Consider the following 22,967-nt stretch of genomic DNA (forward strand, 5'->3'; position numbering starts at 1 on the left):
GCGACCTATCCGGGAAGCGGCTCGCCGCGATAGAGCGCCTCGAAGGTGTCGAGCGTGCGGTTGATGTCGTGGATCTCGACACCCTTGAGAGACGCCTGCTGCATGCGCATCCGCTCTTCAGGGGCTGCCGTCAGCACGTCGGTGAGCCGGGCGGCCATCTCGTCCGCGTTGCCCGGCTCGAACAGGTAGCCGTTCTCGCCGTGGTGCACCAGGTGCGGCAGTGCGACGGCGTTCGCCGCGACGATGGGCAGACCGGAGGCCATCGCCTCCATGGTGGCGATCGACTGCAGCTCGGCGATCGACGCGATCGCGAACACGCTCGCCCGCGTGAGCAGCGAGCGGAGCTCCGTCTCGTCGGTGCGGCCGTGGAAGATCACCCTCGACTCGAGGCCGAGCTCGCGGGCCAGCGTCTCGAGAGCACGGCGCTGGTCGCCGTCGCCGACGACGTCGAGGGTGGCCTCGAACGAGGCATCCAGCTTCTGCATCGCGCGGAGCAGCACGTCGATGTGCTTCTCGGTCGTGAGGCGCCCTACGAAGATGATGCGATTGCTCTCCCGCGGGGTGAGATCGGGCGTGTAGTTGGACGCGTCGATGCCGCAGCTAACCGGGAGAACGCCCGTGATGTCGATCGTGGCCTCGAGGAAGTCTGCCGCCTTGCGCGTCGGGGTCGTCACCGCGCGGGTCATGCCGAACGTGCGCTTGGCGTCCGCCCACGCCAGCTTCACCAGCACGTTGTTCAGTGCATGCGGAAGGGTCGTGAAGTCGACGACATTCTCGGCCATGACGTGGTTCGTCGCGATGATCGGGATGCCCCGCTTGCGGGCCTCGCGAGTGAGGCCGCGACCGATGATGATGTGCGACTGGATGTGCACGACGTCGGGCTTGACCGAGTCGAGCACCCGGCGAGCGTGGTGCTTCGACATCCACGGAAACACGAACGTGAGCCAGTCGTGGGGGTACCAGCGCCATGACGGCAGCCGGTGCATCGTCATGGGCTCGCCCTCGATGACCTCGGTGAAGACCCCGTGCCGACGGTGCGTGGCACTGGGCGCCATGACGTGCACGGAGTGGCCGCGGGCGACCAGGCCCGCGGCCAGGCGCTCCGCGAAGCGCGCGGCCCCGTTGACGTGCGGCGCGAACGTGTCGGCCCCGATGACGATCGTCAGGGGGGAGCGCCCGGCGCCTTCTCTGCGGGAGTCGTCGGTCGTCGCGGGGGGAGTCACGAGTGTCGGGCTGCCTATCTCTGCGGAGGTCACGCGGGGGCGTGGGGGCGTGGGCGGCGGTGTGACGCGGTCTGCGTCCGCGGCGATCACGCGGGTCGAGCGTGCGGGCGCATCCCAACTCTACCCGAGCCCCCCTGGTCGACCCGGATACGCTTGAGGAATGCCGAGACTGCAGGCCGATGCCGACGCGACCCGCTGGGTGCCCGTGACGGACTCGCTCGGATTCAAGGGCCGGCGGCACCGCAAGGCGGCGATCGGGATGCTGCTGGCGCAGGTGACGGGAGCAGCCGGGGCCCCCGGGTCGGCGCTGACCACCGGAACTCCGGGGTCGCCCGCCAAGCCGGCCACCGGATTCGCCGCCTGGGCGATGAGCCAGGCCGTGCCCTTCCTGATGCGCCGCGCCAACGGACGCGTGCTGGTGTGGGTGTGGAAGGCCGATCCGGAGCTCCTCGTCGTGATGGCGCAGGTGCAGGAGGCGACGCCGCAGCTGCGGGCGGCCCGTGCGTCGATGCCGATGGAGTACGACGACACCGAGACCTTCCGCGGCACCTACCTGGGCAACGGCGAGAAGCTCGTGATGCCGCTTCCGGCCGATGGCCGAACGCCTCCCTTCGCGACCTACACGTGGGACACCGGCACGCACTTCGTGAGCGTCACCGCGGTGTGCAGCGACAGGGAGCGCTTCGGCACGGTGATGGGTCCGCTGGATGAGCTGGCCCGCGGCATCCGAGTCGTCGATGATCTGGCCCTCGGCGAATCGGCCAACGTCCTGAGGATCGAACCGTGAGCGGGCACCCGGCCGACCACCGCCCGCTGCGCATCGGGGTGCAGCTCGCTCCTCAGCACGCGCCGTACCGGGCCATCCGGGACGCGGTGCTGCGCGCCGAGGACATGGGGGTCGACGCGATCTTCGGCTGGGATCACTTCTTCCCCCTCACCGAGCCGTTGCACGCGCCCCACTTCGAGGCGTGGACCGTGCTCGCCGCGATCGCGGAGCAGACGGAACGCGTCGAGTTCGGGCCGCTGGTCAACTGCAACTCGTACCGCAACCCCGACCTGCAGGCCGATATGGCCCGTACCGTCGATCACATCAGCGCGGGACCCGACGGGATCGGGCGCTTCATCTTCGGCACCGGCTCCGGGTGGGCCCAGCCCGATTACGACGCGTACGGCTACGAGTTCGGCACCGTGGGCTCCCGGCTCGACGCGCTCGCCGCCGACCTCCCCCGCATCCGTCGCCGATGGGACCTGCTCGATCCGCCGCCCACGCGCCGCATCCCGATCCTGATCGGAGGGCAGGGTGAGCGGAAGACGCTCCGGCTCGTCGCCGAGCACGCCGACATCTGGCACACCTTCACACCCCTGGATGACCTGCCGCGCAAGATCGGGGTGCTGCACGAGTGGTGCGCCACGACGGGAAGGGATCCTGCCGAGATCGAGCTGTCGAGCGGTTTCACGATCCGCGGGCTGGGCCCACTCCTGGAGGAGGACGGCGCCGAGCGGCTCCACGGGCTCGGAGTGCGCTTCATCGTGCCCGCCATCGACGGTCCGGACTACGACCTCTCGGTGCTCGAGCCGCTGCTCGCCTGGCGCGACCGCCTGAACGGCTGACGCCCGCAAAGCGGGTCACTCCTTCGGCGGCACGTTCTCGGCGACCCACTGCCGAGCCACTCGCTTCGGCGCCTTCAGCAGCCACGCGTCCGTGATGACCTCGCGCAGCTGTTCGGGCTCGACGGCGTCGAGGCGAACGAGCACGGCGGGGTAGCCCTCGAAGTGCGGGACCACGAAGAAGGCGTCCGGGAAGGATTCGGCGAGCGCACGCTGCACGTCGAGCCCATCGGTGCGCACGGCGACGATCTCGCCCCCCGGGATCGAACGCCCGTCGGCCGTGAGGTCATCCACGTCGCGCCGGCGCAGCGGTCGCTCCCACACGAACACGCCGGACGGCACTCGCCACTGCGGTCCGCCGTTCTGCGTTCCGACCGATTCCTCCACGCCGGGCAGCGCGATCGCGATCGCACGCACATCTTCGAGGGTCGCCACGGCGTCATTCTGGTGGATGCGGTGGACACCGCGTAAGCCCCACGGCAGGCATGCGAGCGACGGGACCGCCCGGATACCCTCGGAGGATGACGCACACGACGGGACAGGACCTCGCAGCCGGCCTCGAGCCGATCACGCTCGGGGCATCGCCGCTGGGCAAGCGCCCCGAGATCGGCACGGAACTGGGCGATGCCCTGCTCACGGGCCGCCACCACCAGGTGGACACGTCGAACAACTACGCCGACGGCGCCAGCGAGCGCCTGCTCGGCGCCGCGATCGCCCGGCTCGGCGGCCTGCCCGCCGATCGCAGGATCTTCTCGAAGGTGGATCAGGATCCCGACACCGGCGTCTTCGACGCCGATCGGGTGCTGCGATCCTTCGAAGAGACGAAGGAGCGTCTAGGGCTGGACACGCTCCCGCTGCTGCACTTCCACGACCCGTACGGGCTGACCGTCGCCGAGGCAATGGCACCCGGAGGACCCGTCGAGGCGCTCGCGCGGCTGCGGGACGAGGGAACGGTCGGCGCCATCGGCATCGCCGCGGGCACGCGTGCCCTCATGGAGGAGTACGTCCGGACGGATGCCTTCGACGCGGTGCTGATCCACAATCGCTACACGCTCGTGGACCGGACGGCCGGCACCGTCTTCGACGAGGCGACCGAGCGGGGCATGGCCGTCTTCAACGCGGCCCCGTTCGGAGGCGGCATCCTCGCGGGCTCGCGGACGCGCGGCACGAAGTACGCCTACACCGAGCCGTCGCCGGAGTTCCTTGCGTTCCTCGAGCGGCTGCGGGCGCTGGCGGACGAGTCCGGCGTCGACCTCGCGGCCGCGGCTCTGCAGTTCGCGATGGCGGACCCGCGCGTCCACTCCGTCGTCGTGGGCGTCTCGAGCGTGGAGCGGCTGCGCGCCCTGGACGGCCTGGTCGACGCCGTCATCCCGGAGGAGTTCTGGGCGGCGTTCGACGCGCTCGGCACACCGCCGCCCTCGCCGGCTGACTGATCCGGGGTCCCCGCCCATCGCTGTGGGGGGGCTGGGACGACCGGTATGACGTCAGGAGTCGTTCGGTGCGTGTGGGCGCCAGAGCACGACATCCGTCTGCCGCCGCACCCGCTTGCCCGAGCGCAGCGTGATCACGTTGCCGCTCGTGCCGGCCGCGAAGACGCGCGCCCCGGGGCGATTCTCGAGCTCGGCACGCACCCGCTCCTCGAGCATCGCGACCTGCCGCTGAAGCCCCCGCACCCGTTCCTCCAGTTCGAGGATGCGGGCGATGCCCGGCAGGCTCATGCCCTCCGACGACAGCCGGGCCACCTCGCGCAGCTGCTGGATGTTGTGCATCGAGTAGCGGCGCGAGCGGCCCTGCGTGCGGCCGGGGACCACGAGTCCCAGCCGGTCGTACTGGCGCAGCGTCTGCGGATGCATGCCCGCCAGCTCGGCGGCGACGGCGATCGCGAAGAGCGGAGAGTCCTCGTCGACCTGTCGTTCATCGGTCATGCCCCTCACCTCTTCTCCGATCCACCCCGCGGCAACGGGGTCAGCCGCGGGCCTTCGCCATCAGGTCGGCGCGCGGGTTCTCCTTGGGCTCCAGCTCGTGGAACCGCTCGAGCGCCTCGCGCGCGGCGTCGTCGAGGTGCGTCGGCACGGCGACCTGCACGACGGCCAGCAGGTCTCCGGTGCCCTTCGGCGTCTGCACGCCCCTGCCCTTGACCCGCAGCACCCGACCCGAGGGCGTGCCGGGGGCCACACGCAGCTTCACCGGCTCTCCGCCGAGGGTCGGCACCTCGATGGTGGCACCCAGCGCCGCCTCGGTGAAGGTGACCGGCACGGTGACCCGCAGGTTCAGCCCGTCCCGCTCGAAGACCGGATGCTTGCGCACCGAGACCTGCACCACGATGTCTCCGTTCTCGCCGCCGTCGGGCGACGGGCGTCCGCGGCCGCGGAGCCGCACCTTCTGCCCGTCGGAGACACCGGCGGGGATCTTCACCTTGAACGGCTTGCCGTCTTCGCCCTGCAGCGTGATGGTCTCGCCTTTGGTCGCGGTGAGGAAGTCGATCGTGGTCCGGGCCGTCACGTCGGCCCCTCGCTGGGGACCGCCGAACCCGCGGTAGCCGCCGGACGGCTGCCCGAAGCGGCCGGAGCCGAACCCGCCGCCCCGCTGCTGGTTGAACATGCTGAAGATGTCGTCGAAGTCCTCGGTCGCCTGACCGCGGCCGCGGCCTTGGCCGAACATGCTGAAGACGTCCTCGAACCCACCCGGCTGGCCCCCCGCCGTGAAGCGGGCGCCGGAGCCCATCGCGCGGATCTGGTCGTACTCCTCGCGCTGCTCGGGGTCGTTCAGGACCGAGTACGCCTCGCTGATCTCCTTGAACTTCGCCTCGGCCTTCGCATCGCCCTGATTCGAGTCGGGGTGATGCGTGCGCGCGAGCTTGCGGTAGGCCTTCTTGAGATCGGCCGCGCTGACATCCTTCGACACGCCGAGGATCTTGTAGAAGTCCTTGTCGAACCAGTCCTGACTTGCCATTGCCCTCCCAGCCCTCTCAGCTTGCCGAAGGGTCGGCCGGTGCCGCGACGACGACCTTGGCCGGCCGCAGCTCGACGTCGCCGAGCCGGTAGCCGACCTCGACCACCTCGAGCACGGTGGGCTCGACGGTGCCCGGGATGGGCTGCTGGAAGATCGCCTCGTGCCGCTGCGGGTCGAAGACCTCACCGGCCTCGCCGTACGAGGTGATCCCCAGGCGCTCGGCGAAGAGGCGCAGCTTCTCGGCGATCGCCGCGAACGGCGTGCCCTCCACGAGGTCGCCGTGCTTCTCGGCCCGGTCGAGGTCATCGAGCACCGGCAGCACTCCCGCCGCCACGCGGCCCTGCGCCCGTTCGATCTCGAGCTCGCGCAGCGCCTCGGTGCGGCGGCGGTAGTTGGCGTACTCGGCCGTGATGCGCTTCAGGTCGATCAGCAGCGCATCGGCGGGTTCGGCACTCGATGAAACGCCGTCCTCGGCGTCGGCCGTGGCGGCCTCGTCGCTCTGCGCGGCGTTGAGGATGTCATCGACGGTCAGTTCGTCGCCCTGCGACTCGGGGCCGGATGCCTGCGCTTCCGACCCCTCGCCGCCGGGCCGAACCTCGTCCTCGTTCTCGCCGGGTCCTGCGCCGGCCGATGGGTCGAAGTCCTTGCCTGCCATGGCTACTTCTTCTCTTCTTCCTCATCGACGACCTCGGCGTCGATGACGTCCTCGTCCGAACCGCCCTCGCTGGGCTCCGACGGGGCGTCGGGAGCGCCGTCGGCCGTCGGGTTGGAGGACGCCTGCGAGGCCTGGGAGGCCTGCGACGAGGCGTAGATGGCCTCGCCCAGCTTGCCCTGGCTCTGGGTCAGCGTGTCGAACGCGGTCTTCACCGCGTCGTCGTCATCGCCGGCCAGCGCCGTCTTGAGGGCATCGACATCCGCCTGCACGGACGTCTTGACGTCGTCGGGCAGCTTGTCGTCGTTGTCCTTGATCAGCTTGTCGATCGAGTACGCGAGCGTCTCGGCCTGGTTGCGGGTCTCGGCGGACTCGCGGCGCTTCTTGTCCTCGGCCGCGTGCTCCTCCGCCTCGCGCACCATGCGCTCGATGTCGTCCTTGGGCAGCGAAGAGCCGCCCGTGATCGTCATCGACTGCTCCTTGCCGGTGCCCTTGTCCTTCGCGGACACGTGCACGATGCCGTTGGCATCGATGTCGAACGTGACCTCGACCTGCGGGATGCCGCGGGGCGCGGGCGCGATGCCGGTGAGCTCGAACGTGCCCAGCGGCTTGTTGTCGCGGGTGAAGTCGCGCTCGCCCTGGAACACCTGGATCGCAACAGACGGCTGGTTGTCGTCGGCGGTGGTGAAGGTCTCGCTGCGCTTGGTCGGGATCGCCGTGTTGCGCTCGATGAGCTTCGTCATGATGCCGCCCTTGGTCTCGATGCCGAGGCTGAGGGGCGTGACGTCGATGAGCAGAACGTCCTTGCGCTCGCCCTTGAGGACACCGGCCTGGAGGGCCGCGCCGACGGCGACGACCTCGTCCGGGTTGACGCCCTTGTTGGCGTCCTTGCCGGTCTCCTGCTTCACGAGCTCGGCCACGGAGGGCATGCGCGTCGAGCCGCCGACGAGCACGACGTGGTCGATGTCGGCCACCTTGATGCCGGCCTCGCGGATGACATCCTCGAAGGGCTTCTTGGTGCGGTCGAGCAGGTCCTTGGTGAGGTCCTCGAACTTCGCGCGCGTGATGGTCTCGCTGAGCGAGACCGGGCCGCTGTCGGTGAGCGACAGGTAGGGCAGGTTCACGCTGGTCGACATCGAGGAGCTGAGCTCCTTCTTCGCCTGCTCCGCGGCCTCCTTGAGGCGCTGGAGGGCGATCTTGTCACCGGAGACGTCGACGCCCGTCGTGTCCTTGAACTGCTTGATGAAGTAGTCCACGAGGCGCTGGTCCCAGTCGTCGCCGCCGAGGCGGTTGTCGCCGGCGGTGGCGCGCACCTGGATGGTCGAGAAGTCGTCGTCCTTGCCCACCTCGAGCAGCGACACGTCGAACGTTCCGCCACCGAGGTCGAAGACGAGGATGAGCTCGTCCTCCTTGCCCTTGTCGAGGCCGTATGCGAGCGCGGCGGCGGTCGGCTCGTTGATGATGCGCAGCACGTTGAGACCCGCGATCTCGCCGGCCTCCTTCGTGGCCTGGCGCTCGGCGTCGTTGAAGTACGCGGGCACGGTGATGACGGCATCCGTCACGGTGTCGCCGAGGTACTCCTCCGCGTCGTGCTTCAGCTTGCCGAGGATGCGAGCGGAGATCTCCTGGGGCGTGTACTTCTTGCCGTCGACGTCGAACGTCCAGTTCGTGCCCATGTGGCGCTTGACGCTGGCGACGGTGCGGTCGACGTTCGTGACGGCCTGGCGCTTCGCGGTCTCACCGACGAGCACCTCGCCGTCTTTCGTGAACGCGGTCACCGAGGGCGTGGTGCGGAAGCCCTCAGCGTTGGCGATGACCTTCGGCTCGCCACCCTCGAGCACGCTCACGACGGAGTTGGTCGTACCGAGGTCGATTCCCACTGCACGGGGCATGTGTCTCTCCTTGCTTTCTTGCGAAGTCTGGGACGCTCAGGCGAAACCTGAGTCGTACTGGCTCAAGCGTAGCGGAGGGGCCGTCCGCTGTCAAAACAAACTTGATACGAGTCGACTCAACAATGGAGGCGGACCGTCGTCGCGGCGCCTCCCTCCACCAGTGGTCTTGGGCCCCCCGCCGGTTCGGCTAATGTCTCCACCGGTGGGTACCCGAACCCGCCCCACGTCGCGCGAAAGGCGATGTCGTTCCGTGACGATCCCCCTGGTCGAAAAACGCCGTACAGCCCGGCATCGCCGCGCGCTCGCCTATTGGGCGGTGCTGCTCGGCATGTACGCCTCGCTGTTCGTCGGCGGCTCCGTGGTACCTCAGGAGTGGCTGCACTACTCCGCCCTCTTCGTGCACCTCGGTTCGGTGATCCTCGGGCTGGGCGCCGCCGTCACGCTGGAGTTCCACGGTCTGCTCTGGATGACCCGCCGACGCTCTCTCGAGGAACTGCGCCGGACGGAGCGCGCCGTGTCGGCGCTCGCGTGGCTGGGGATCGTCGGCCTGCTCGCGAGCGGTGCGCTGCTGCAGCCGAGCCTCGGCGACCCGCTGACGATCATCAAGATGCTGGCGGTGCTGGTCGTGGCGCTGAACGGCGTCGGGATGACCCGCCTGACCGCCGAACTGGAGCGGATGCCTCCGCGGATGCGGTTCAGCTCGCTGCCGAGGTCGATGCAGGTCTGGTGCGTCTGGAGCGCGGTGCTGTCGCAGACCGGATGGTGGACGGCCGTCCTGGTCGGGATGCTGAACACCGCTGTCCACTGATCCGCCCGCCTCGGGTGTCTTCCGGGGAGAAGTCCATTAGGCTCGGCTCTTGCCGGTTCCCGAAGACCGGCACTTTGCCGGCGCCCGAACGCCGGTTCAGGTCCCCCCCACCTGAGGACACACTCGATGACCGAGCCCGACGGCGGCGCGCCGGTGCGCCGCAGCACTGCGCAGCCCTTCTTCGGCGACGCACCGATCGTCGCACCGCCGGGCGCGACCGAGCAGCGGCGGCTCCGTCGCCGGGCGCGCAGGAAGCGCATCCTGCTGTGGACGAGCATCGTCGGCATCGTGGCGCTCGTCGCCGCGATCGGGGCGGTGTCGTCGCTGATCGTGCGCAGCCTCGCAGACGACGAGCAGCCGGCGGCGCCCGCAGAAGAGCCGCCCGCTGCGCCGGAGGCGGAGAAGATCGTCTTCCCGGAGGATGCACCGGCGGCGAGCGCGGGCACGCAACCGTGCATACCCCTGACCGTGCTGTCCTCGTTCGAGAACGCGGAGATGGTCGCGAACCTCGCGGCGGGCTACAACGCCGAGCCCCGCTCCATCAACGGCTCGTGCGTGGTCGTGACGCCGATGCGGGAGAAGTCCGGTGTGGCTGCCGACGCACTCGTCGCAGGCTTCCCCGACACCGCGCCCGAGCAGCGACCGAGCGTGTGGCTTCCGGATGCGCGCACCTGGCTCTCCCTCGCCCAGGCGAAGGGCGCCGCCGCGGTGCCGGCATCCGACCCCACCAGCGTGGGCACGTCGAGCATCGTGCTCGCGATGCCCACGCCGCTCGCCGAGACCATCGGCTGGGACTGGGAGCCGCCCACGTGGGACGAGGTGTTCGACGCCGCCGGAGACGCGACGCTCTGGGCGGACGCGGGCCACGCCGAGTGGGGCGCCTTCAAGCTCGGCAAGACCAGTCCACTGGTCGCGACATCCGGTGAGGCGGCGATGTTCGCGTCATTCGGCGCCGCCCACGGCGCGCTCGACGCCGTCACCGCGCAATCGATCGCCGATCCGGCCGTCGCAGAAGAGGTGCGCAGGCACGAGCTGGCCACCAGCCACTACATGGCCACGCCGGAGCATTTCCTCTGGCACGCCCGGCAGGCGGAGCAGTCCGGGTCTGCCGCCGACTTCCTCTCCGCCGTCATCGTCGACGAGAAGTCGGTGTGGGACTACAACCGGGGCATCACGAGCCGTGACGGCGTGACCCGCACGACCGTGGAGCCGCCGGCCGAGAAGCTCACGCCGATCTATCCAGCCGACGGCTTCTTCGTGGCCGACAACCCCGCCGTCGTGCTGACAGGAGAATGGGTGGATGCCGGCGAATCGGCCGCCGGTGCGGACTTCGTCCGCTTCGCAGGCACCCGGCAGGGGCAGGAGATCGTGCGCGACTCCGGGTACCGCGACCTGAACGGCGACCTCGACGCCGGGGTGAAGGCCGTCGCGAACCTCACCGCCGAGCCCGCGGGCGCACTCCCGTTCCCCGCCGATGACGTCGTCGCCGCCGTGAACGACTCGTTCCCGGAGGTTCGCAAACGCGCCCAGGTGCTCTTCCTGGTTGACGTCTCGGGGTCGATGGATGAGCCCATCTCGGCATCCGAGACGAAGCTGAGCGCGGCCAAGGACGCGATCGCGATGGCCCTTGACCACTTCACCGCGGGCGACCGCGTCGGGCTGGCCGCCTTCGGCCAGGCTGCCGATGGCGCCCTGGTGCCCGGTGAGGTCTCGCCCGTGGCCGACATCGCCGGCACGCGCGAGAACTTCCTGGGGGCGCTCGGAGGGCTGCAGTCTGTCGGAGACACACCCCTCTATCAGGCGGTCGACACCTTCGCCGCCCAGCAGGCGCAGTCTTGGTCGGCCGACCGCATCACCGCCGTCGTGGTGCTGAGCGACGGCCGGAACGACACCCCGAACGCGCCGACGATCGGGGCCGAGCAGATGCTCGCCAACCTCGGGCACCTGCACCACGGCACGCCGGTGCTGGTCTTCACGCTCGCCTACGGCGCTGACGCCGACGTCGCCACGCTGCAGTCGATCTCGAGCGCCACGGGCGCCCACTACTACGACGCCACCGACCCCACCAAGCTGCGAGCGGTGCTCGGGGATCTGGTCACGAGCTTCTGAGTGCGACTCCGTTCCGGCGCGCCGCCGGCCCCGTGGAGAATCGCCCCTGGCGCCGGGGAGCGTGGCAGTCCTAGACTGAGGCGCCACCGCATCCGCCTCGATCGAAGGGAGTTCGTCGTGAAGACCGTCTTCGTCGTGTCCGCACACACGACCACCATCCCTCTCGAGGCCCGCCGCAGCAGCTCCTAGTTCCTTCTCGGCGGCCTCCCCTCTCGGAGACCCCGTGAACACTTCGCAATTCGATTCATCCCTTGCGCTCGCCTTCAGCGAGTTCGAGCCGGGAGACGGCCAGCGCTGGTCGACATGGCCCGGCACGCAGCCCAGCGAGCGGGGCCCCGAGCCCCGTCCGTCTTGGCTCGTCACGTCGGCGGCCGCGGTCGACACCGAACTGGGCATCCTCAAGACGGGCAAGGAGGCCGACGTGCACCTCGTCGAGCGCGCCGTGCCCGATGAGCCGCCCGGCGGCGGTGCCGGCGGCGGTGGCGACCCGGCCGTCGGCGGTGCCGGCGTCATCCTCGCCGCCAAGCGGTATCGCGGGAGCGATCGCCGCGACTTCCACCGCTCCGGCGAGTACCAGGAGGGGCGCACCGTACGGCGCAGCCGCGATCAGCGCGCGATCGAGCGCGGCTCCAGCTACGGCCGCGGGATCTCCGCCGCCCACTGGGCGTACGCGGAGTTCGACGCGCTCAGCCGGCTGTACCGGCTCGGAGCGCCCGTCCCCTATCCGGTGCAGATCAGCGACACCGAACTGCTCATGCAGTTCATCGGGTCGGGTCGCGAAGCGGCGCCGCGCCTGCAGCAGTCGCACGCCGGTCGGGGCGAGCTCGCCGGGCTGCGCGACCAGGTGATCGACTTCCTGCGTCTGGCGGCCCGGGCGGGGTTCGCGCACGGCGACCTCTCCCCGTACAACATGCTGGTGCACGAGGGAAGGGTGTGGGTCATCGATCTCCCGCAGATCGTCGACCTCGCCGCCAACCCCAATGGTCTCGACTTCCTGCACCGGGACTGCGTGAACGTGCTGACCTGGTTCGAGCGCCGCGGGCTGCCCGGCGACCCGGACGAGCTGTTCGCGGACCTGCTCGGCGAGGTGTTCTGAAGGCATGCGGTTTCGTCGCCCGTCACCCCCGAACGAGCGTGTGGCCCGGCACATCCGGACCAGTGACCTTATGCCAGCCACCGCACAAAGGTCGCCTGCGCATCGCTGTCAGCGAAGCTGGGAGTGGCGTGTCCGCTCGAGTGGGTCCGCACAGAGGCCTCGACGGCGAAGGGTGCGGCAGTCGCGATGAGTGCCTTCGCATGCGCCTGGGGCGGGACGGTGGGGTCCGATGCGTCGGGCTGGGAGTACACCGCGCGCACGCGCGCTCCGGTCCACGCGGCACCCGGATGGCGCGCCGGATTGTGCGATTTCATGAGGGCGAGGTCGTGACCGAACACGTTGCCGATCCTGTCGTGCTGGGCAGCCGTGCCGGTGAGATAGAGACTCACGATGTCGTAGACGCCGTTGACGATGTACGCACCCCTGACGTTGGGCATGCGACGGCTGGCAAGGACTTCGGTCGCCATGGCGCCGCCATGAGATGTGGCCCGCAAGATGTTGCTGTGAATGCCGTAGATCCCGGAGAGGTAGTTCCAGCCGTTGATCTGGTGCCGCTGGGCGACATCGCTTGTGTAAAGGCTGCCACCCAGGTTCTGGCAGATGACGACCATTCCGAGGTCCACGGCGCGCTCGCCGATGTGCCGGAAGCCGCCGAGCAGGGCATCGTGGCTGCTGCCAGTGCCGTGGTACAGCCAGAGCACCGGCACTGCGGACGCACCCGGGACGATGCCCTGCGGCACGAACAGCCTCGCCTGGTCGCCGCCGATGGAGACGCGGATGTGGTCGAAGACGGTTCCGCCGTATCGGCTGATGAGACCGGTTTGGCGACCGACTTCCCCCGGCAGGCGGGGACTCGGCGCTGCGGCCGCCGGTGTCGGAATGCCGAGAACGGGTGCCGCCGCGGCGCCGGCCACGCCGATGGCGGCGATGGTGAGCACCTGGCGACGGTTGAACTGGAGCGGCGGTACGTTGTGCGACGTGTCCACGGGGCGCACCTTCCATCCGAGGCGGGTCCCAAGGAAAAGGCGCGACACCAGTGCAGCGACCTGAGAGACCCCAAATTGGTTGGTCGAAAGGGTACACGGACAGGTCTGCGGGATGGAACCCTTGCATCCGACGGATCGCGAGCCGTCAGGTCACAGCCCACTTCTCGGCGTCGTAGAGGGCTCGCACCTGGGCGGCCGTGAGCGCGGTGTTCCAGACCCTCAGCCGGGCGATGGATCCCCTGTGCAGGTTGATCAGACTTCCGTCTCGTTTGACGGCCCCCACCATGAAGTCGGTGGCGGTGGCGTTGAGCCCGTCCGGGTACAGGTACGGGTTGCGAGAATACGTCGCTCCCTGTTTGTCGGTGTACGAGGGATAAGCGGTCGCGACGCCGTCGAGGTATGCGACTGCCTGCGCGCCGTCGTACGTGCCGACGTGGAGCTGCCATCGTCCGCGTGTGATCTTGCGGGGCTCGGCCGCGTAGTCGATGGAGTATGGATACCCCGGCGTCGCACCGCCGCTCTTGGACACCTCCATGCACACCATGTCGTCTCCGCCATACATCGGAAGATCGTTGAAGAGCGCGTACGAGCGGCGAGGATCGGAAAGGGACTCCTGCCAGCATCCCGCGATCATCGCGTTGTTGGTGTCGGTGCTGTAGACCCACGCCGCGACCGTCACCGCATTGGTCGTGGCCCCCGCATTCAACGGGCCGATGCTCGACGCCGGCACGACAAGATAGTCGTTCGTGCCGTTGAACCGCACCCCGCCCCCGAAGGGCGTCGAGATTCGGGTCGCGGTGGATATGCGGCCCTGCCGCAACGCCGGCGCTCCGGAGATGGTCGACTGATAGGGGGCTGCGCTCTCGGTGAATCTCCAGCTCGCCACCGGAGACGGAAGGCCGGCTTGGGCGATCGCCCGCGAACTGGCCGCTCCGAGGGCGGGAGTGGGAGCGCCGAGCAGCGCGGAAGCCGTCGCGCCGGCGGCAGTCGTCATACCGAGGAGAAGGACCTGACGACGACCGAGCAGAATCGGCCGAGCAGAGTGTGACATGTTCACGAGGGCACCCTTCATTCAAGGGCGAGCACCCGTGATCGCTGAGTCCAACTCGGTCGACTCGGGAGCTTGCACTGGCATTCGCCCGTGATCGTACGCGGCACTCTACGGCTCGCACCAGGGGCAGTGCAAACGGAGACCGGGAGGCGGGACCGATGTGGTCAGCGTGGGCAAGAGAGTCCCGCGTCAGGCCGCCAGTCGCGCGCGGCGATTCGCCTCGATTCGCTTGGTCGCGGCCTTGAACCGGCGCGAGTCGGGGATGCGGGCAAGGAGCGGGCCGGCGATCATCGTGATGAGGACGTAGGCCGTCGCAAGTGCGGCCAGTGAGCTGTCGACACCGGATGCGACCGCGATCCCGGCGATCACGATCGAGAACTCCCCACGGGGCATGAGCGCGAATCCGGCGCGCCAGCGACCGGGCTCGGCGATACCCGCACGACGGGCGGCGACATAGCCGGTCAGCAGCTTCGTGCCCATCGTGACGATGGCGAGCAGCACGGCCGGGACGAGCATCGGGACGAGGTCTCCCGTGTCGGTGGAGAGTCCTACGAAGAGGAAGAAGACGGCGGCGAAGAGATCGCGGAGCGGTGTGAGCACGCGCTGCGCGTGCTTGGCGGCGGGTCCCGAGATCGCGATGCCCACCAGGAAGGCGCCCACCGCGGAAGAGACGTTCGCTCCGGCGGCGAGCCCCGAGACCAGCAGTCCGAGCCCGAGTACGGACAGCAGCAGCACATCCGCCTCTCGCGACCAGACGAGCCTCGACACGAGCCGGCCGTGCCGGAGCGCGATGTAGAGGATGAGGAGCACCGACAGGAGGGCTATCACCACCGACACCGTGCCGGCGATCAGGCCCGTTCCGATGAGCAGCGCCGTCAGCACCGGGAGATAGAACGCCATGGCGAAGTCCTCGATGACGAGGAGCGAGAGCACGACCGGCGTCTCACGGTTCGTCAGGCGCCCGAGATCCTGCAGCACCTTGGCGACGACGCCAGAGGAGGACACCCACGTGATGCCGGCCATCGCCACGGCCGCGACCGGTCCCCAGCCCAGCAGCAAAGCGATCAGCGCGCCTGGTACGGCGTTCAGCAGCATGTCGATCAGGCCGGCCGTCCGCGAACCCTTCAGGTTGCCGACCAGCTCCTGCGCGGTGTACTCCAGCCCGAGCATCAGAAGGAGCAGGATGACGCCGATCTCTGCGCCGATCTCGATGAACTCCTCGCCCTGCGAGAAGGGGAGCAGCCCGCCCTCACCGAACGCCAGGCCACCGAGCAGGATCAGGGGGATCGGCGAGATGCCGAGGCGGGATGCGAGCCGGCTGAGGAGTCCGATCCCGAGAATGAGCGCGCCGATCTCGATGAGGACGAGCGCGCCGTGGTCCATCTCGGGTCAGCCGCTTCCTGCGATGATGCGAACCAGGTGGTCCAGGCCGTCGCGAGTGCCCACCGCGACGATGGTGTCGCCGCTCTGCAGGACGTCGGCCGGTCCCGGCGCCGGGAGGACCTCTGTTTCCCGCACGATCGCGACGATGGAGCATCGCGTGCGCGTGCGGGCCTTCGTGTCACCCAGTGGGCGACCGACGTACGGCGAGTCGGCCCGCAGGGGGATCTGCTCGATGGAGAGCCCCGCGACCTGCTCCCGCAGGCCGGCGAGCTGGGTGAGGATCAGCGACCCGCCGAGGACCTCGGACAGCGCGGTCGCCTCGTCGTCCGTCAGGGCGATTGTCTCGCTCGCCCGGTCCGGGTCGTCCTCGTCGGCGAGGGCGAGTTCACGCCCCCCATCCCGCATGTTGAGGACCGACAGCCGGCGCCCCTCATCCGTCACGATGTCGTGACGGATGCCGATGCCCGGCAGTGCGGTGCGCTCGACGTGGACTGGCATGCGTCCATCATGGCACCGGAGATCGCCGCGGCGGAGCGCGGTGGCACCGGCTCAGCCGAGAGCGGCTTTTTCGGCGTCGTAGAGCGCGCGTACCGCCTGCGCAGTGAGCGCCCCGTTCCAGACGCGCAGCTTGGCGATGACCCCCTTATGCAGATTCAGCGGAGCCCCGCTGCGCAGGCCGGCTCCCACCAGGAAGTCGATGGGGGCCGGGTTGATCCCGTCGGCGTAGGCATAGGGGTTCTTGGCGTACGTCGCCCCGGTGCTGTCGGTGTAGCTGGGGAACGGCTCGGCCGTGCCGTTCAGATAGGCGACGGCCTGGGCGCCGTCGTACGTGCCGGCGTGGAACTGCCAGACACCGCGCGTGATCTTGCGCGGGTCGACAGCGACGTCCTTCGAACTCGTGTAGCCCGGAGTCGCGCCCCCCGTCGCCGACACGTGCATGCACACGCGATCGTCTCCCCCGAACGTGGGCAGGTCGTTGAACAGCCCGTAGGCGCGCTCGCCACCTGTCGACGCCTCCTGCCAGCATCCGGCGATCATCGCGTTGTTCGTGTCAGTGCTGAGCACCCACGCCGCGATCGTCACGGCACCCGTGGTCGCGCCGATGTTGAGTGGCCCGATCCGGTCGCGAGCGACGCGGAGGTAGTCCGTCGAACCGTTGAACTCCACCCCCCACCCGAACGGGGTGCTCACCCTGCGAGCCGCCGAGTTCGCGCCCTGCGCGAGCGCGGCAGCCCCGGCCACGGAGGAAGCGAACGGCGGGGCCGCCTCGGCGAAGTCCCAGCCGGCGACGAGTTTCGGCCCCGACGGCGGCTCCGGTTCGGCGATCTCCTGCATCCACCGTTCGAGGGTCACCTGATTGTCACCGTCTGTGAAACCGGGCGTCTCGTGACCGAGGGTGTGGGTGCGAGCCGATGCCTCCGTGGCGTACGGGCCCGCGGTGGCCAGGAGCGCCTTCGCGTGGATGGGAGGCGGCGTCGTGGTGTCCGAGGAGTCTGGTGTCGAATACACGACCCGCATTCGCGTTCCGGCCCAGGCCGGCCCTGCGTGCCGGGCCGGATTGTTCGCCCGGATCAGGCTGAGGTTGTTCCCGAACGCGGCACCCACGCTGTACTTCGCCTGCGCGGTCCCGCTCAGGTACATCTTCTCGATGTCGTACACGCCGTTCACGATGTACGAGCCGACGACCTTGGGAATGAGGCGCGTGGCGAGCACTTCCGCCGCCATCGCGCCGCCGTGCGAAGTCCCGCGGAAGAAGTTGCTGTCGATGTCGTACAGCCCGGAGAGATAGTCCCATCCGTTCACCTGGTGCTGCTTCGCGACAGGATGCGTGTACAGCGTGCCGCCGAGGTTCTGGCAGATGACGAGCATCCCCGAATCGACGGCGCGCTCGCCCATGCTCTTGAAGCCGCCGGCGAGCGCATCGTCACTGCTCTGGGCACCGTGATAGAGCCAGAGCACCGGCACGTTCTGCGAGCCGGGCACGATCCCGTGCGGGATGAACAGTCTCGCGTTGTCACCCCCGATGACCACTCGGATGTGATCGAACACCGTGCCGGCGTGGCGGCTCACCTGATTGTTCAGCCGGCCGATTTCGCCGGGCAGCCGCGGACTGACGGCGGCCCTTGCAGGGGATGCGGGTCCGGCCACCAATCCGCCGACGGCGAGGGCGGTGGAGTACGCGCCGACGATCAGAGCGTCGCGACGAGTGAACTGCGCAAACGACGGAGAGGAATGAGAGTGGTCCATCGGTGGGGCACCTTTCGAGCGATCCGGATGCTGCGGGGAAGATGGTGCCTGACGACGGTGGCGGACGCACATCGCCGTCAGGGCGATTCTACGTACTTTTGACGATGCGGTGGCGGCTCGATACCCGGATCTGAGGTGGGCGAGACCGACCGCAGCCGCGAGAGCGGAGCGGAGCACGGGCGGCCGCGGCTGTACGGCCGCGCGGTTGTAGCCTGGCCCTGCATCGCAGTGCGGCGACGCGCGGCACGGCGCCATCCGCCGTTCACCGAAGGACCCTAGCGTGACCGACATGAGCTCCCCCGCCTCGCCTGGTTCCCGTCCCGAACCGGTGCTGAACAGCGCCGCCCTGCAGGGCGAGGCGTTGGATGACACGCCGGTGCCGCGCAAGCGAGTCGTCTCGTGGGCGATGTGGGACTGGGCGACGCAGCCGTTCAACTCCGTCATCCTCACTTTCGTCTTCGTGTCGCTCTACCTCATCTCCGACAGTTTCCTGCCGGCCGACGTCGCCGCAGAGAACGCGGACGACAGTCTCGTCTGCTCGCGCACCGCGGATGCGGCGACCGGATACTGCCAGGGTCTGTCCGACCTCGCCGAGTGGTACGGATGGGTGGCGTTCGCCGCCGGCATCCTGGTCCTGCTGCTCGCCCCGGTGCTGGGACAGCGGGCGGATGCGCGGGGCAACAAGAAGCGCTGGGTGCTCGGCGGCACGATCGCCCTCGCGCTCGTGCAGTTCGCGCTCTTCTTCGTCTACGCGGAGCCGTTGTTCTTCTGGCTGGGCGCGATTCTCGTGGCCCTCGGCTCTGTGGCCTCCGAGATCGCGGGCGTCAACTACAACGCGATGCTCGTCGAGGTCTCCACGCCGCGCACCATCGGACGCGTGAGCGGCCTGGGATGGGGGCTGGGCTACATCGGCGGCATCCTCGCCCTCGTTCTCGTGGTCGCCCTCAACGCGGTGAGCTGGTTCGGACTCGACGTCTCCGACGGCCTCGCCTATCGCCTGATCGCGGTCGGCGCGGCGGTGTGGACCATCGTGTTCGCGCTGCCGTTCGTCTTCAACGTTCCAGAGGCGCCCGCGAGCGCCGACCGGCCGAGGGTGGGCTTCTTCCGCAGCTACGCGGTGCTCGTCCACGACATCGTGGCTCTCTTCCGCGACCACCGCCCGACGTTCTGGTTCCTCATCGCCAGCGCCGTGTATCGCGACGGCCTCGCCGGGGTGTTCGCCTTCGGCGGCGTGCTGGCGGCGGTGTCGTTCGGGTTCTCCGCGAACGAGGTCATCCTCTTCGGCATCGCCTTGAACCTGGTCGCGGGAATCTCGACGATCGTCGCCGGTCGCCTGGATGACCGCTTCGGCGCCCGCGCGGTGATCATCACGGCCCTCTCGATCCTGATCCTCAGCGCGCTGTTCGTATTCGTCTTCCGCGAGCAGGGGAAGGCGGTGTTCTGGATCGGCGGGATCATCCTCTCCGCCGCCGTCGGCCCGGCCCAGGCCTCCAGCCGCTCCCTGCTCGCGCGCGTGACCCCCCGCAACATGCAGGGCGAGGTCTTCGGCCTCTACGCGACGACGGGCCGCGTGATGAGCTTCCTCTCGCCCCTGCTGTGGGCGGTCTTCATCGGCGTCTTCGGGGCGACGCACTTCGGCATCCTGGGAATCGTCATCGTCCTGGCCATCGGATTGGTCCTCCTGCTGTTCGTCAAGCTGCCCAAGCACGTTCGAGTGAAGAACTGAGCCGGGCGCGAGAATTCGCCGCCGAAGGGCTGAGCCGACACCGGTGCCGGTGCCGGCGCCGGTGCCGGTGACCGGCTACTGGTCTCGGGGCCACGCCTGCGCCAGGCGTGCCAGCAGGGCGGCGAGCTGGGCGCGCTCCTCGGGCGTGAACCCGGCGAGCGCAGCCTCGACGGCGCCCACGCGCGCGCCGCGGGCCTGCGCGATCAGTGCGCGCCCCTCGTCTGTGATCAGGATGTTCGTGCGGCGCGCGTCGTTCTCGTCCGCCTGACGGCGGGCGTGACCCGCCTCGACGGTCGCCTGCACGAGCCGGCTGGCGCGCGGCTGGTCGACGCCGATGCGGTCGGCGATCTCGCTGACGGACAGAGGGGCGGATGCCGAGGCCAGCGCCTCGAGCAGCCGAAAGCGCGCGGCGAACCGGCCCATCGGTCCCATATCCCCGCGCCATGGACCGCCATGGCCGTGACCGCGCGGGTGCGACGCCGGGTCGTGCGAGTGCGGTCCGCCCATGTGTCCGCCGTGCGGACCCCACCCACGGAAATCGCCCGGGCCCGGGCCGAACCCGGCGCCGCGCGGGGGGCGAGGGCCTCGGAGCTGGGCGAGAGCCGCCGCAATCCGCTCCGCCACTCTGGCCGCGTCATCCGCTTCGCTCACTCGCCCAGAGTACATGCCCCTTGACATGCACCTCCATTGCATGTCACACTACATATGCATGCACAATGACATGCAGACGAATCGGCACCGCGCGAGCAGCGAGGGTGCCCCCGAAAGGACTTCACCATGAACACGCCTGAAGAGAACAAGAACGAAGAGAACGCACCTGAAGAGGGCGCGCCAGAGAACCCGTCCGAGGAGAGCGGGTCTGAGGTGGACGCGTCCGAAGAGGACGCGTCGATAAAGAGCGCCGGTGGCCCCGACAACGCCGGCGGCGGCACCGCGCCGGATTCTGCGAGCGACGGCCGCGCCGAAGGCCGCGGTCCCGACCGGCGACCGCTCGCGGCCGCGCCGAAGGCCGCGGTCCCGACCGGCGACCGCTCGGCTACTGGCTGCGCGTCGTGGACGCCCGCCTCACCCGCGAATTCCGCGCCCTGTTCGAGGCCGATGGCCTCGACCGCCGCGACTGGATGATCCTGAACGCGATCGCCGGCACCGTCGATCGCGGCCCCGTGGCGGCGCGGCTCCAGCGTGGCGGGCGCCGACTGCGCGCGTTCGTCGACCGCGGGTGGGTCGACGGCTCGCCCGGTTCCTGGACCCTGACCGACGAGGGCCGGATGGCCTTCGAGCGCCTCGCGGCGAAGGTCTCGGAGTTCCGTGCCCGCGTCGCCGGCGCCGTGTCACCGGACGACTTCGCGACGACGCTCGCGACCCTCGAGGCGATCGCCGCCGAACTCGGGGAAGGCGACGACGACTTCGGCCGGCGCCGCGGTCGCCGACGCGGCTTCGGACCCGGTTTCGGCTGGGGTCGCGACCCCCGACGCTTCGGACGCGGGTTCGGCCCCGGTTTCGGTCCGAGCCATGGCCACGGCGTCGGCCCTGGATCCCACGGCGGCGAGCACGGCTCGGATGACCGCGAGCGCCACCATCCGCACCATGGTCACCACCACGGCCACGATCGTCACCACGGTCACCCGCACCACGGACACGGCCACGGCTGCGGCCAGTGGGACCCCGAGTTCGCGCACGGTGAGAAGGAGTCCGGGCGCGGTCACTCGCATGACCGCGGGTCCGAGGGCGGAATCCCCGCGACCCCGACCACTGAGGTATAACTCTCAAGCGGCGGGCGTCCCCGGGCCCGCAGCCCCGACGGCAGAGACCCTCGCCAACCATGCAACCCGTGCGCACGGCTTCCCGCCGAGCGCACGGGTTCCGTGCGTCCGGAAGCTGTGCGCTCGGCGCCACCTCGTGCGCCCGGCACCCGGGCGACGCCTGCCAGGCTCGGCGACCGGACCGGGCACGACCCCTCAGCAGGCTCAACGACCGGATCGACCTGCGGGGATGTGTCAGCATTGGGGACATGACCGCGCGCGCCCCCGCCCTCGTGGCGATCTCGCACGGAACCTCGTCCGAGCTGGGCCGCGCGGCAGTGCGCGCGCTGCACGACGCCGTTGCGGCGGCTGTGTCCGACGGGCCGACGGTGCTGCTCGGGCACGTCGACGTCGAGCAGCCCGACGTCGCCGCGACGCTCGGCGCCCTCGATCCGGGCGAGCCGGCCGTGATCGTTCCGCTGCTGCTCTCCGCCGGGTACCACGTGCACGTCGATCTGACCGACGCCGTCCACGCCACGAGGGACCGGCCCGTCACCCTCGCGGGCGCGCTCGGCCCTGACGACCGGCTGATCGACGTGATGCGCAGTCGGTGCCGAGAGGCCGGGGTGCACGACGACGACGTGCTGGTGCTGGCGGTAGCCGGCTCGAGCGACGCGCGCGCCGTCCGCGATTGCCACGCGACGGCCGAGCGCTTCTCCGCCGTGCTCGGCCGCGAGGTGCGCATCGGGTTCCTCTCGGCCGCCGCTCCCCGTCTTCCCGACGCCATCGCGGAGGCACGGACGGCGCATCCCGAAGCCCGCATCGTCGCGGTCAGCTACCTGCTCGCGCAGGGCTTCTTCCAGGACCTGATCGAGAAGGCCGGCGCGGATGTCGTCACGCCGCCGCTCCTGATCGCCGGGCAGCCCGTCCCCCGGCCGCTCGTCCAGATCGTGCTCGACCGCTACGCCGCGGCGTCCGGGGCCTGACCCGTCGCCTTACGCCCGGACACCCGGTGCCTGACCCCGGACATCCGACGCCTGACCCCGGACATCCGATGCCTGGCCCCAGGACATCCGGTGCCTGGCCCCAGGACATCCGGCGCCGTCCGACGCGATCCAACGGCCGCCCACCGCGACGTGCCCGGGGATCGCGTGCCGGACTCAGGCTCGGTGGGGCTGATGTACTGCCCCAGAGCCGAAAACCGCCCCATCCAGCCGGACGAGCCTGCGCGCGGCCCGCCATCCCCGCCCGCTCGACCCCGGCGACCGCCGCACCCAGTCCCCGCAGCGCTTCACCCCGGCACGCCGGCCATACCGCAGGCGCCTCAGACGTCAAGCAATGTGACGCTGTGTGGCGCTCTGCAACGCTTCGTGACCCGGAATTACCGACCGCCGGAGCCGTCGCTTAGCGTCGCACAATCGGCGTGGTATCGCCGTGCCCGCTCAGGCGGGAAGGACGCACGAGCACCGAGAACCGGAGGGAGCGCCGTGGC

At 69.8% G+C, this 22,967-nt stretch carries 21 protein-coding genes; 9 read left to right on the top strand and 12 right to left on the bottom strand.

What is annotated here, in order from left to right:
• Window positions 1-5: 5 nt before the first annotated feature.
• Window positions 6-1,223 (bottom strand): glycosyltransferase, encoded by a 1,218-nt coding sequence (locus ACPW96_RS13095; RefSeq protein ID WP_425883598.1) that lies wholly within the window; start codon window positions 1,221-1,223, stop codon window positions 6-8.
• A 160-nt stretch (window positions 1,224-1,383) separates the two neighbouring features.
• Between ACPW96_RS13095 and ACPW96_RS13100 the strand changes: the two genes are divergently transcribed.
• Both ACPW96_RS13100 and ACPW96_RS13105 read left to right on the top strand, forming a co-directional pair.
• Complete coding sequence (locus ACPW96_RS13100) at window positions 1,384-2,010, top strand: hypothetical protein (RefSeq protein ID WP_425883599.1); 627 nt, start codon at window positions 1,384-1,386, stop codon at window positions 2,008-2,010.
• Window positions 2,007-2,834: an LLM class F420-dependent oxidoreductase gene (locus tag ACPW96_RS13105; protein WP_425883601.1), complete on the top strand. Its 828-nt coding sequence runs from the start codon at window positions 2,007-2,009 to the stop codon at window positions 2,832-2,834. Before ACPW96_RS13100 ends, ACPW96_RS13105 begins: the two co-directional genes overlap by 4 nt.
• A gap of 15 nt (window positions 2,835-2,849) precedes the next feature.
• Here ACPW96_RS13105 and ACPW96_RS13110 read toward each other — a convergent pair whose 3' ends face one another.
• Window positions 2,850-3,266, bottom strand: coding sequence for an MmcQ/YjbR family DNA-binding protein (locus ACPW96_RS13110; RefSeq protein ID WP_425883603.1), 417 nt, complete (start codon window positions 3,264-3,266; stop codon window positions 2,850-2,852).
• 86 nt (window positions 3,267-3,352) lie between these two features.
• Between ACPW96_RS13110 and ACPW96_RS13115 the strand changes: the two genes are divergently transcribed.
• Window positions 3,353-4,264: an aldo/keto reductase gene (locus ACPW96_RS13115; RefSeq protein ID WP_425883605.1), complete on the top strand. Its 912-nt coding sequence runs from the start codon at window positions 3,353-3,355 to the stop codon at window positions 4,262-4,264.
• Between the two features lie 51 nt (window positions 4,265-4,315).
• Here ACPW96_RS13115 and ACPW96_RS13120 read toward each other — a convergent pair whose 3' ends face one another.
• From ACPW96_RS13120 to dnaK, 4 genes are read right to left on the bottom strand one after another with little or no spacing between them, the layout of a single operon-like run.
• Window positions 4,316-4,756, bottom strand: coding sequence for a heat shock protein transcriptional repressor HspR (locus tag ACPW96_RS13120; RefSeq protein ID WP_425821349.1), 441 nt, complete (start codon window positions 4,754-4,756; stop codon window positions 4,316-4,318).
• Between the two features lie 40 nt (window positions 4,757-4,796).
• Window positions 4,797-5,783, bottom strand: a complete 987-nt coding sequence (locus ACPW96_RS13125) for a DnaJ C-terminal domain-containing protein (RefSeq protein WP_425821351.1) — start codon at window positions 5,781-5,783, stop codon at window positions 4,797-4,799.
• A gap of 16 nt (window positions 5,784-5,799) precedes the next feature.
• Window positions 5,800-6,438, bottom strand: a complete 639-nt coding sequence (locus ACPW96_RS13130) for a nucleotide exchange factor GrpE (RefSeq protein WP_425821353.1) — start codon at window positions 6,436-6,438, stop codon at window positions 5,800-5,802.
• A gap of 2 nt (window positions 6,439-6,440) precedes the next feature.
• The gene (gene dnaK, locus ACPW96_RS13135) at window positions 6,441-8,327 is read right to left on the bottom strand and encodes a molecular chaperone DnaK (protein ID WP_425821355.1); all 1,887 of its coding nucleotides are present in this window, start codon (window positions 8,325-8,327) and stop codon (window positions 6,441-6,443) included.
• A 250-nt stretch (window positions 8,328-8,577) separates the two neighbouring features.
• Between dnaK and ACPW96_RS13140 the strand changes: the two genes are divergently transcribed.
• From ACPW96_RS13140 to ACPW96_RS13150, 3 genes are all read left to right on the top strand, one after another.
• Window positions 8,578-9,135: a hypothetical protein gene (locus ACPW96_RS13140; protein ID WP_425821357.1), complete on the top strand. Its 558-nt coding sequence runs from the start codon at window positions 8,578-8,580 to the stop codon at window positions 9,133-9,135.
• 126 nt (window positions 9,136-9,261) lie between these two features.
• Complete coding sequence (locus ACPW96_RS13145) at window positions 9,262-11,244, top strand: VWA domain-containing protein (RefSeq protein ID WP_425883607.1); 1,983 nt, start codon at window positions 9,262-9,264, stop codon at window positions 11,242-11,244.
• A gap of 223 nt (window positions 11,245-11,467) precedes the next feature.
• Window positions 11,468-12,340 carry a serine protein kinase RIO gene (locus tag ACPW96_RS13150; protein ID WP_425883609.1) on the top strand — a complete coding sequence of 291 codons (873 nt, stop codon included), beginning with the start codon at window positions 11,468-11,470 and terminating at the stop codon, window positions 12,338-12,340.
• Window positions 12,341-12,408: 68 nt separating this feature from the next.
• Here the strand turns inward: ACPW96_RS13150 and ACPW96_RS13155 are convergent, their stop codons facing one another.
• From ACPW96_RS13155 to ACPW96_RS13175, 5 genes are all read right to left on the bottom strand, one after another.
• The gene (locus ACPW96_RS13155) at window positions 12,409-13,326 is read right to left on the bottom strand and encodes a hypothetical protein (protein ID WP_425883611.1); all 918 of its coding nucleotides are present in this window, start codon (window positions 13,324-13,326) and stop codon (window positions 12,409-12,411) included.
• A gap of 145 nt (window positions 13,327-13,471) precedes the next feature.
• Window positions 13,472-14,377, bottom strand: coding sequence for a LamG-like jellyroll fold domain-containing protein (locus ACPW96_RS13160; protein ID WP_425883833.1), 906 nt, complete (start codon window positions 14,375-14,377; stop codon window positions 13,472-13,474).
• 189 nt (window positions 14,378-14,566) lie between these two features.
• On the bottom strand, window positions 14,567-15,760 hold the full coding sequence (locus tag ACPW96_RS13165) for a cation:proton antiporter (RefSeq protein WP_425821367.1): 1,194 nt from the start codon (window positions 15,758-15,760) through the stop codon (window positions 14,567-14,569).
• A 6-nt stretch (window positions 15,761-15,766) separates the two neighbouring features.
• Window positions 15,767-16,258: a cation:proton antiporter regulatory subunit gene (locus ACPW96_RS13170; protein ID WP_425821369.1), complete on the bottom strand. Its 492-nt coding sequence runs from the start codon at window positions 16,256-16,258 to the stop codon at window positions 15,767-15,769.
• Between the two features lie 51 nt (window positions 16,259-16,309).
• Window positions 16,310-18,007, bottom strand: coding sequence for a LamG-like jellyroll fold domain-containing protein (locus tag ACPW96_RS13175; protein ID WP_425821371.1), 1,698 nt, complete (start codon window positions 18,005-18,007; stop codon window positions 16,310-16,312).
• A 289-nt stretch (window positions 18,008-18,296) separates the two neighbouring features.
• On the opposite strand from ACPW96_RS13175, the gene ACPW96_RS13180 reads away from it, so the two are divergent.
• Complete coding sequence (locus ACPW96_RS13180) at window positions 18,297-19,733, top strand: MFS transporter (protein ID WP_425883612.1); 1,437 nt, start codon at window positions 18,297-18,299, stop codon at window positions 19,731-19,733.
• 75 nt (window positions 19,734-19,808) lie between these two features.
• Here the strand turns inward: ACPW96_RS13180 and ACPW96_RS13185 are convergent, their stop codons facing one another.
• Window positions 19,809-20,156, bottom strand: coding sequence for a MarR family winged helix-turn-helix transcriptional regulator (locus tag ACPW96_RS13185; RefSeq protein ID WP_425883613.1), 348 nt, complete (start codon window positions 20,154-20,156; stop codon window positions 19,809-19,811).
• A gap of 629 nt (window positions 20,157-20,785) precedes the next feature.
• Between ACPW96_RS13185 and ACPW96_RS13190 the strand changes: the two genes are divergently transcribed.
• Both ACPW96_RS13190 and ACPW96_RS13195 read left to right on the top strand, forming a co-directional pair.
• Window positions 20,786-21,496 (top strand): hypothetical protein, encoded by a 711-nt coding sequence (locus ACPW96_RS13190; RefSeq protein WP_425883615.1) that lies wholly within the window; start codon window positions 20,786-20,788, stop codon window positions 21,494-21,496.
• A gap of 248 nt (window positions 21,497-21,744) precedes the next feature.
• Window positions 21,745-22,461 (top strand): sirohydrochlorin chelatase, encoded by a 717-nt coding sequence (locus ACPW96_RS13195; protein WP_425821379.1) that lies wholly within the window; start codon window positions 21,745-21,747, stop codon window positions 22,459-22,461.
• Window positions 22,462-22,967: the final 506 nt, after the last annotated feature.

The sequence above is a fragment of the Micromonospora sp. DT81.3 genome (assembly GCF_049847225.1).
In the GTDB taxonomy this organism is placed as follows: Bacteria; Actinomycetota; Actinomycetes; order Actinomycetales; family Microbacteriaceae; genus Microbacterium.

Coding starts and splice junctions, on each gene's coding strand:
- ACPW96_RS13165 (WP_425821367.1), bottom strand. CDS start 15,760: ATGGACCACGGCGCGCTCGTCCTCATCGAGATCGGCGCGCTCATTCTC.
- ACPW96_RS13100 (WP_425883599.1), top strand. CDS start 1,384: ATGCCGAGACTGCAGGCCGATGCCGACGCGACCCGCTGGGTGCCCGTG.
- ACPW96_RS13145 (WP_425883607.1), top strand. CDS start 9,262: ATGACCGAGCCCGACGGCGGCGCGCCGGTGCGCCGCAGCACTGCGCAG.
- ACPW96_RS13120 (WP_425821349.1), bottom strand. CDS start 4,756: ATGACCGATGAACGACAGGTCGACGAGGACTCTCCGCTCTTCGCGATC.
- ACPW96_RS13130 (WP_425821353.1), bottom strand. CDS start 6,438: ATGGCAGGCAAGGACTTCGACCCATCGGCCGGCGCAGGACCCGGCGAG.
- dnaK (WP_425821355.1), bottom strand. CDS start 8,327: ATGCCCCGTGCAGTGGGAATCGACCTCGGTACGACCAACTCCGTCGTG.
- ACPW96_RS13170 (WP_425821369.1), bottom strand. CDS start 16,258: ATGCCAGTCCACGTCGAGCGCACCGCACTGCCGGGCATCGGCATCCGT.
- ACPW96_RS13160 (WP_425883833.1), bottom strand. CDS start 14,377: ATGTCACACTCTGCTCGGCCGATTCTGCTCGGTCGTCGTCAGGTCCTT.
- ACPW96_RS13125 (WP_425821351.1), bottom strand. CDS start 5,783: ATGGCAAGTCAGGACTGGTTCGACAAGGACTTCTACAAGATCCTCGGC.
- ACPW96_RS13180 (WP_425883612.1), top strand. CDS start 18,297: ATGAGCTCCCCCGCCTCGCCTGGTTCCCGTCCCGAACCGGTGCTGAAC.
- ACPW96_RS13115 (WP_425883605.1), top strand. CDS start 3,353: ATGACGCACACGACGGGACAGGACCTCGCAGCCGGCCTCGAGCCGATC.
- ACPW96_RS13175 (WP_425821371.1), bottom strand. CDS start 18,007: ATGGACCACTCTCATTCCTCTCCGTCGTTTGCGCAGTTCACTCGTCGC.
- ACPW96_RS13185 (WP_425883613.1), bottom strand. CDS start 20,156: ATGGGCCGGTTCGCCGCGCGCTTTCGGCTGCTCGAGGCGCTGGCCTCG.
- ACPW96_RS13195 (WP_425821379.1), top strand. CDS start 21,745: ATGACCGCGCGCGCCCCCGCCCTCGTGGCGATCTCGCACGGAACCTCG.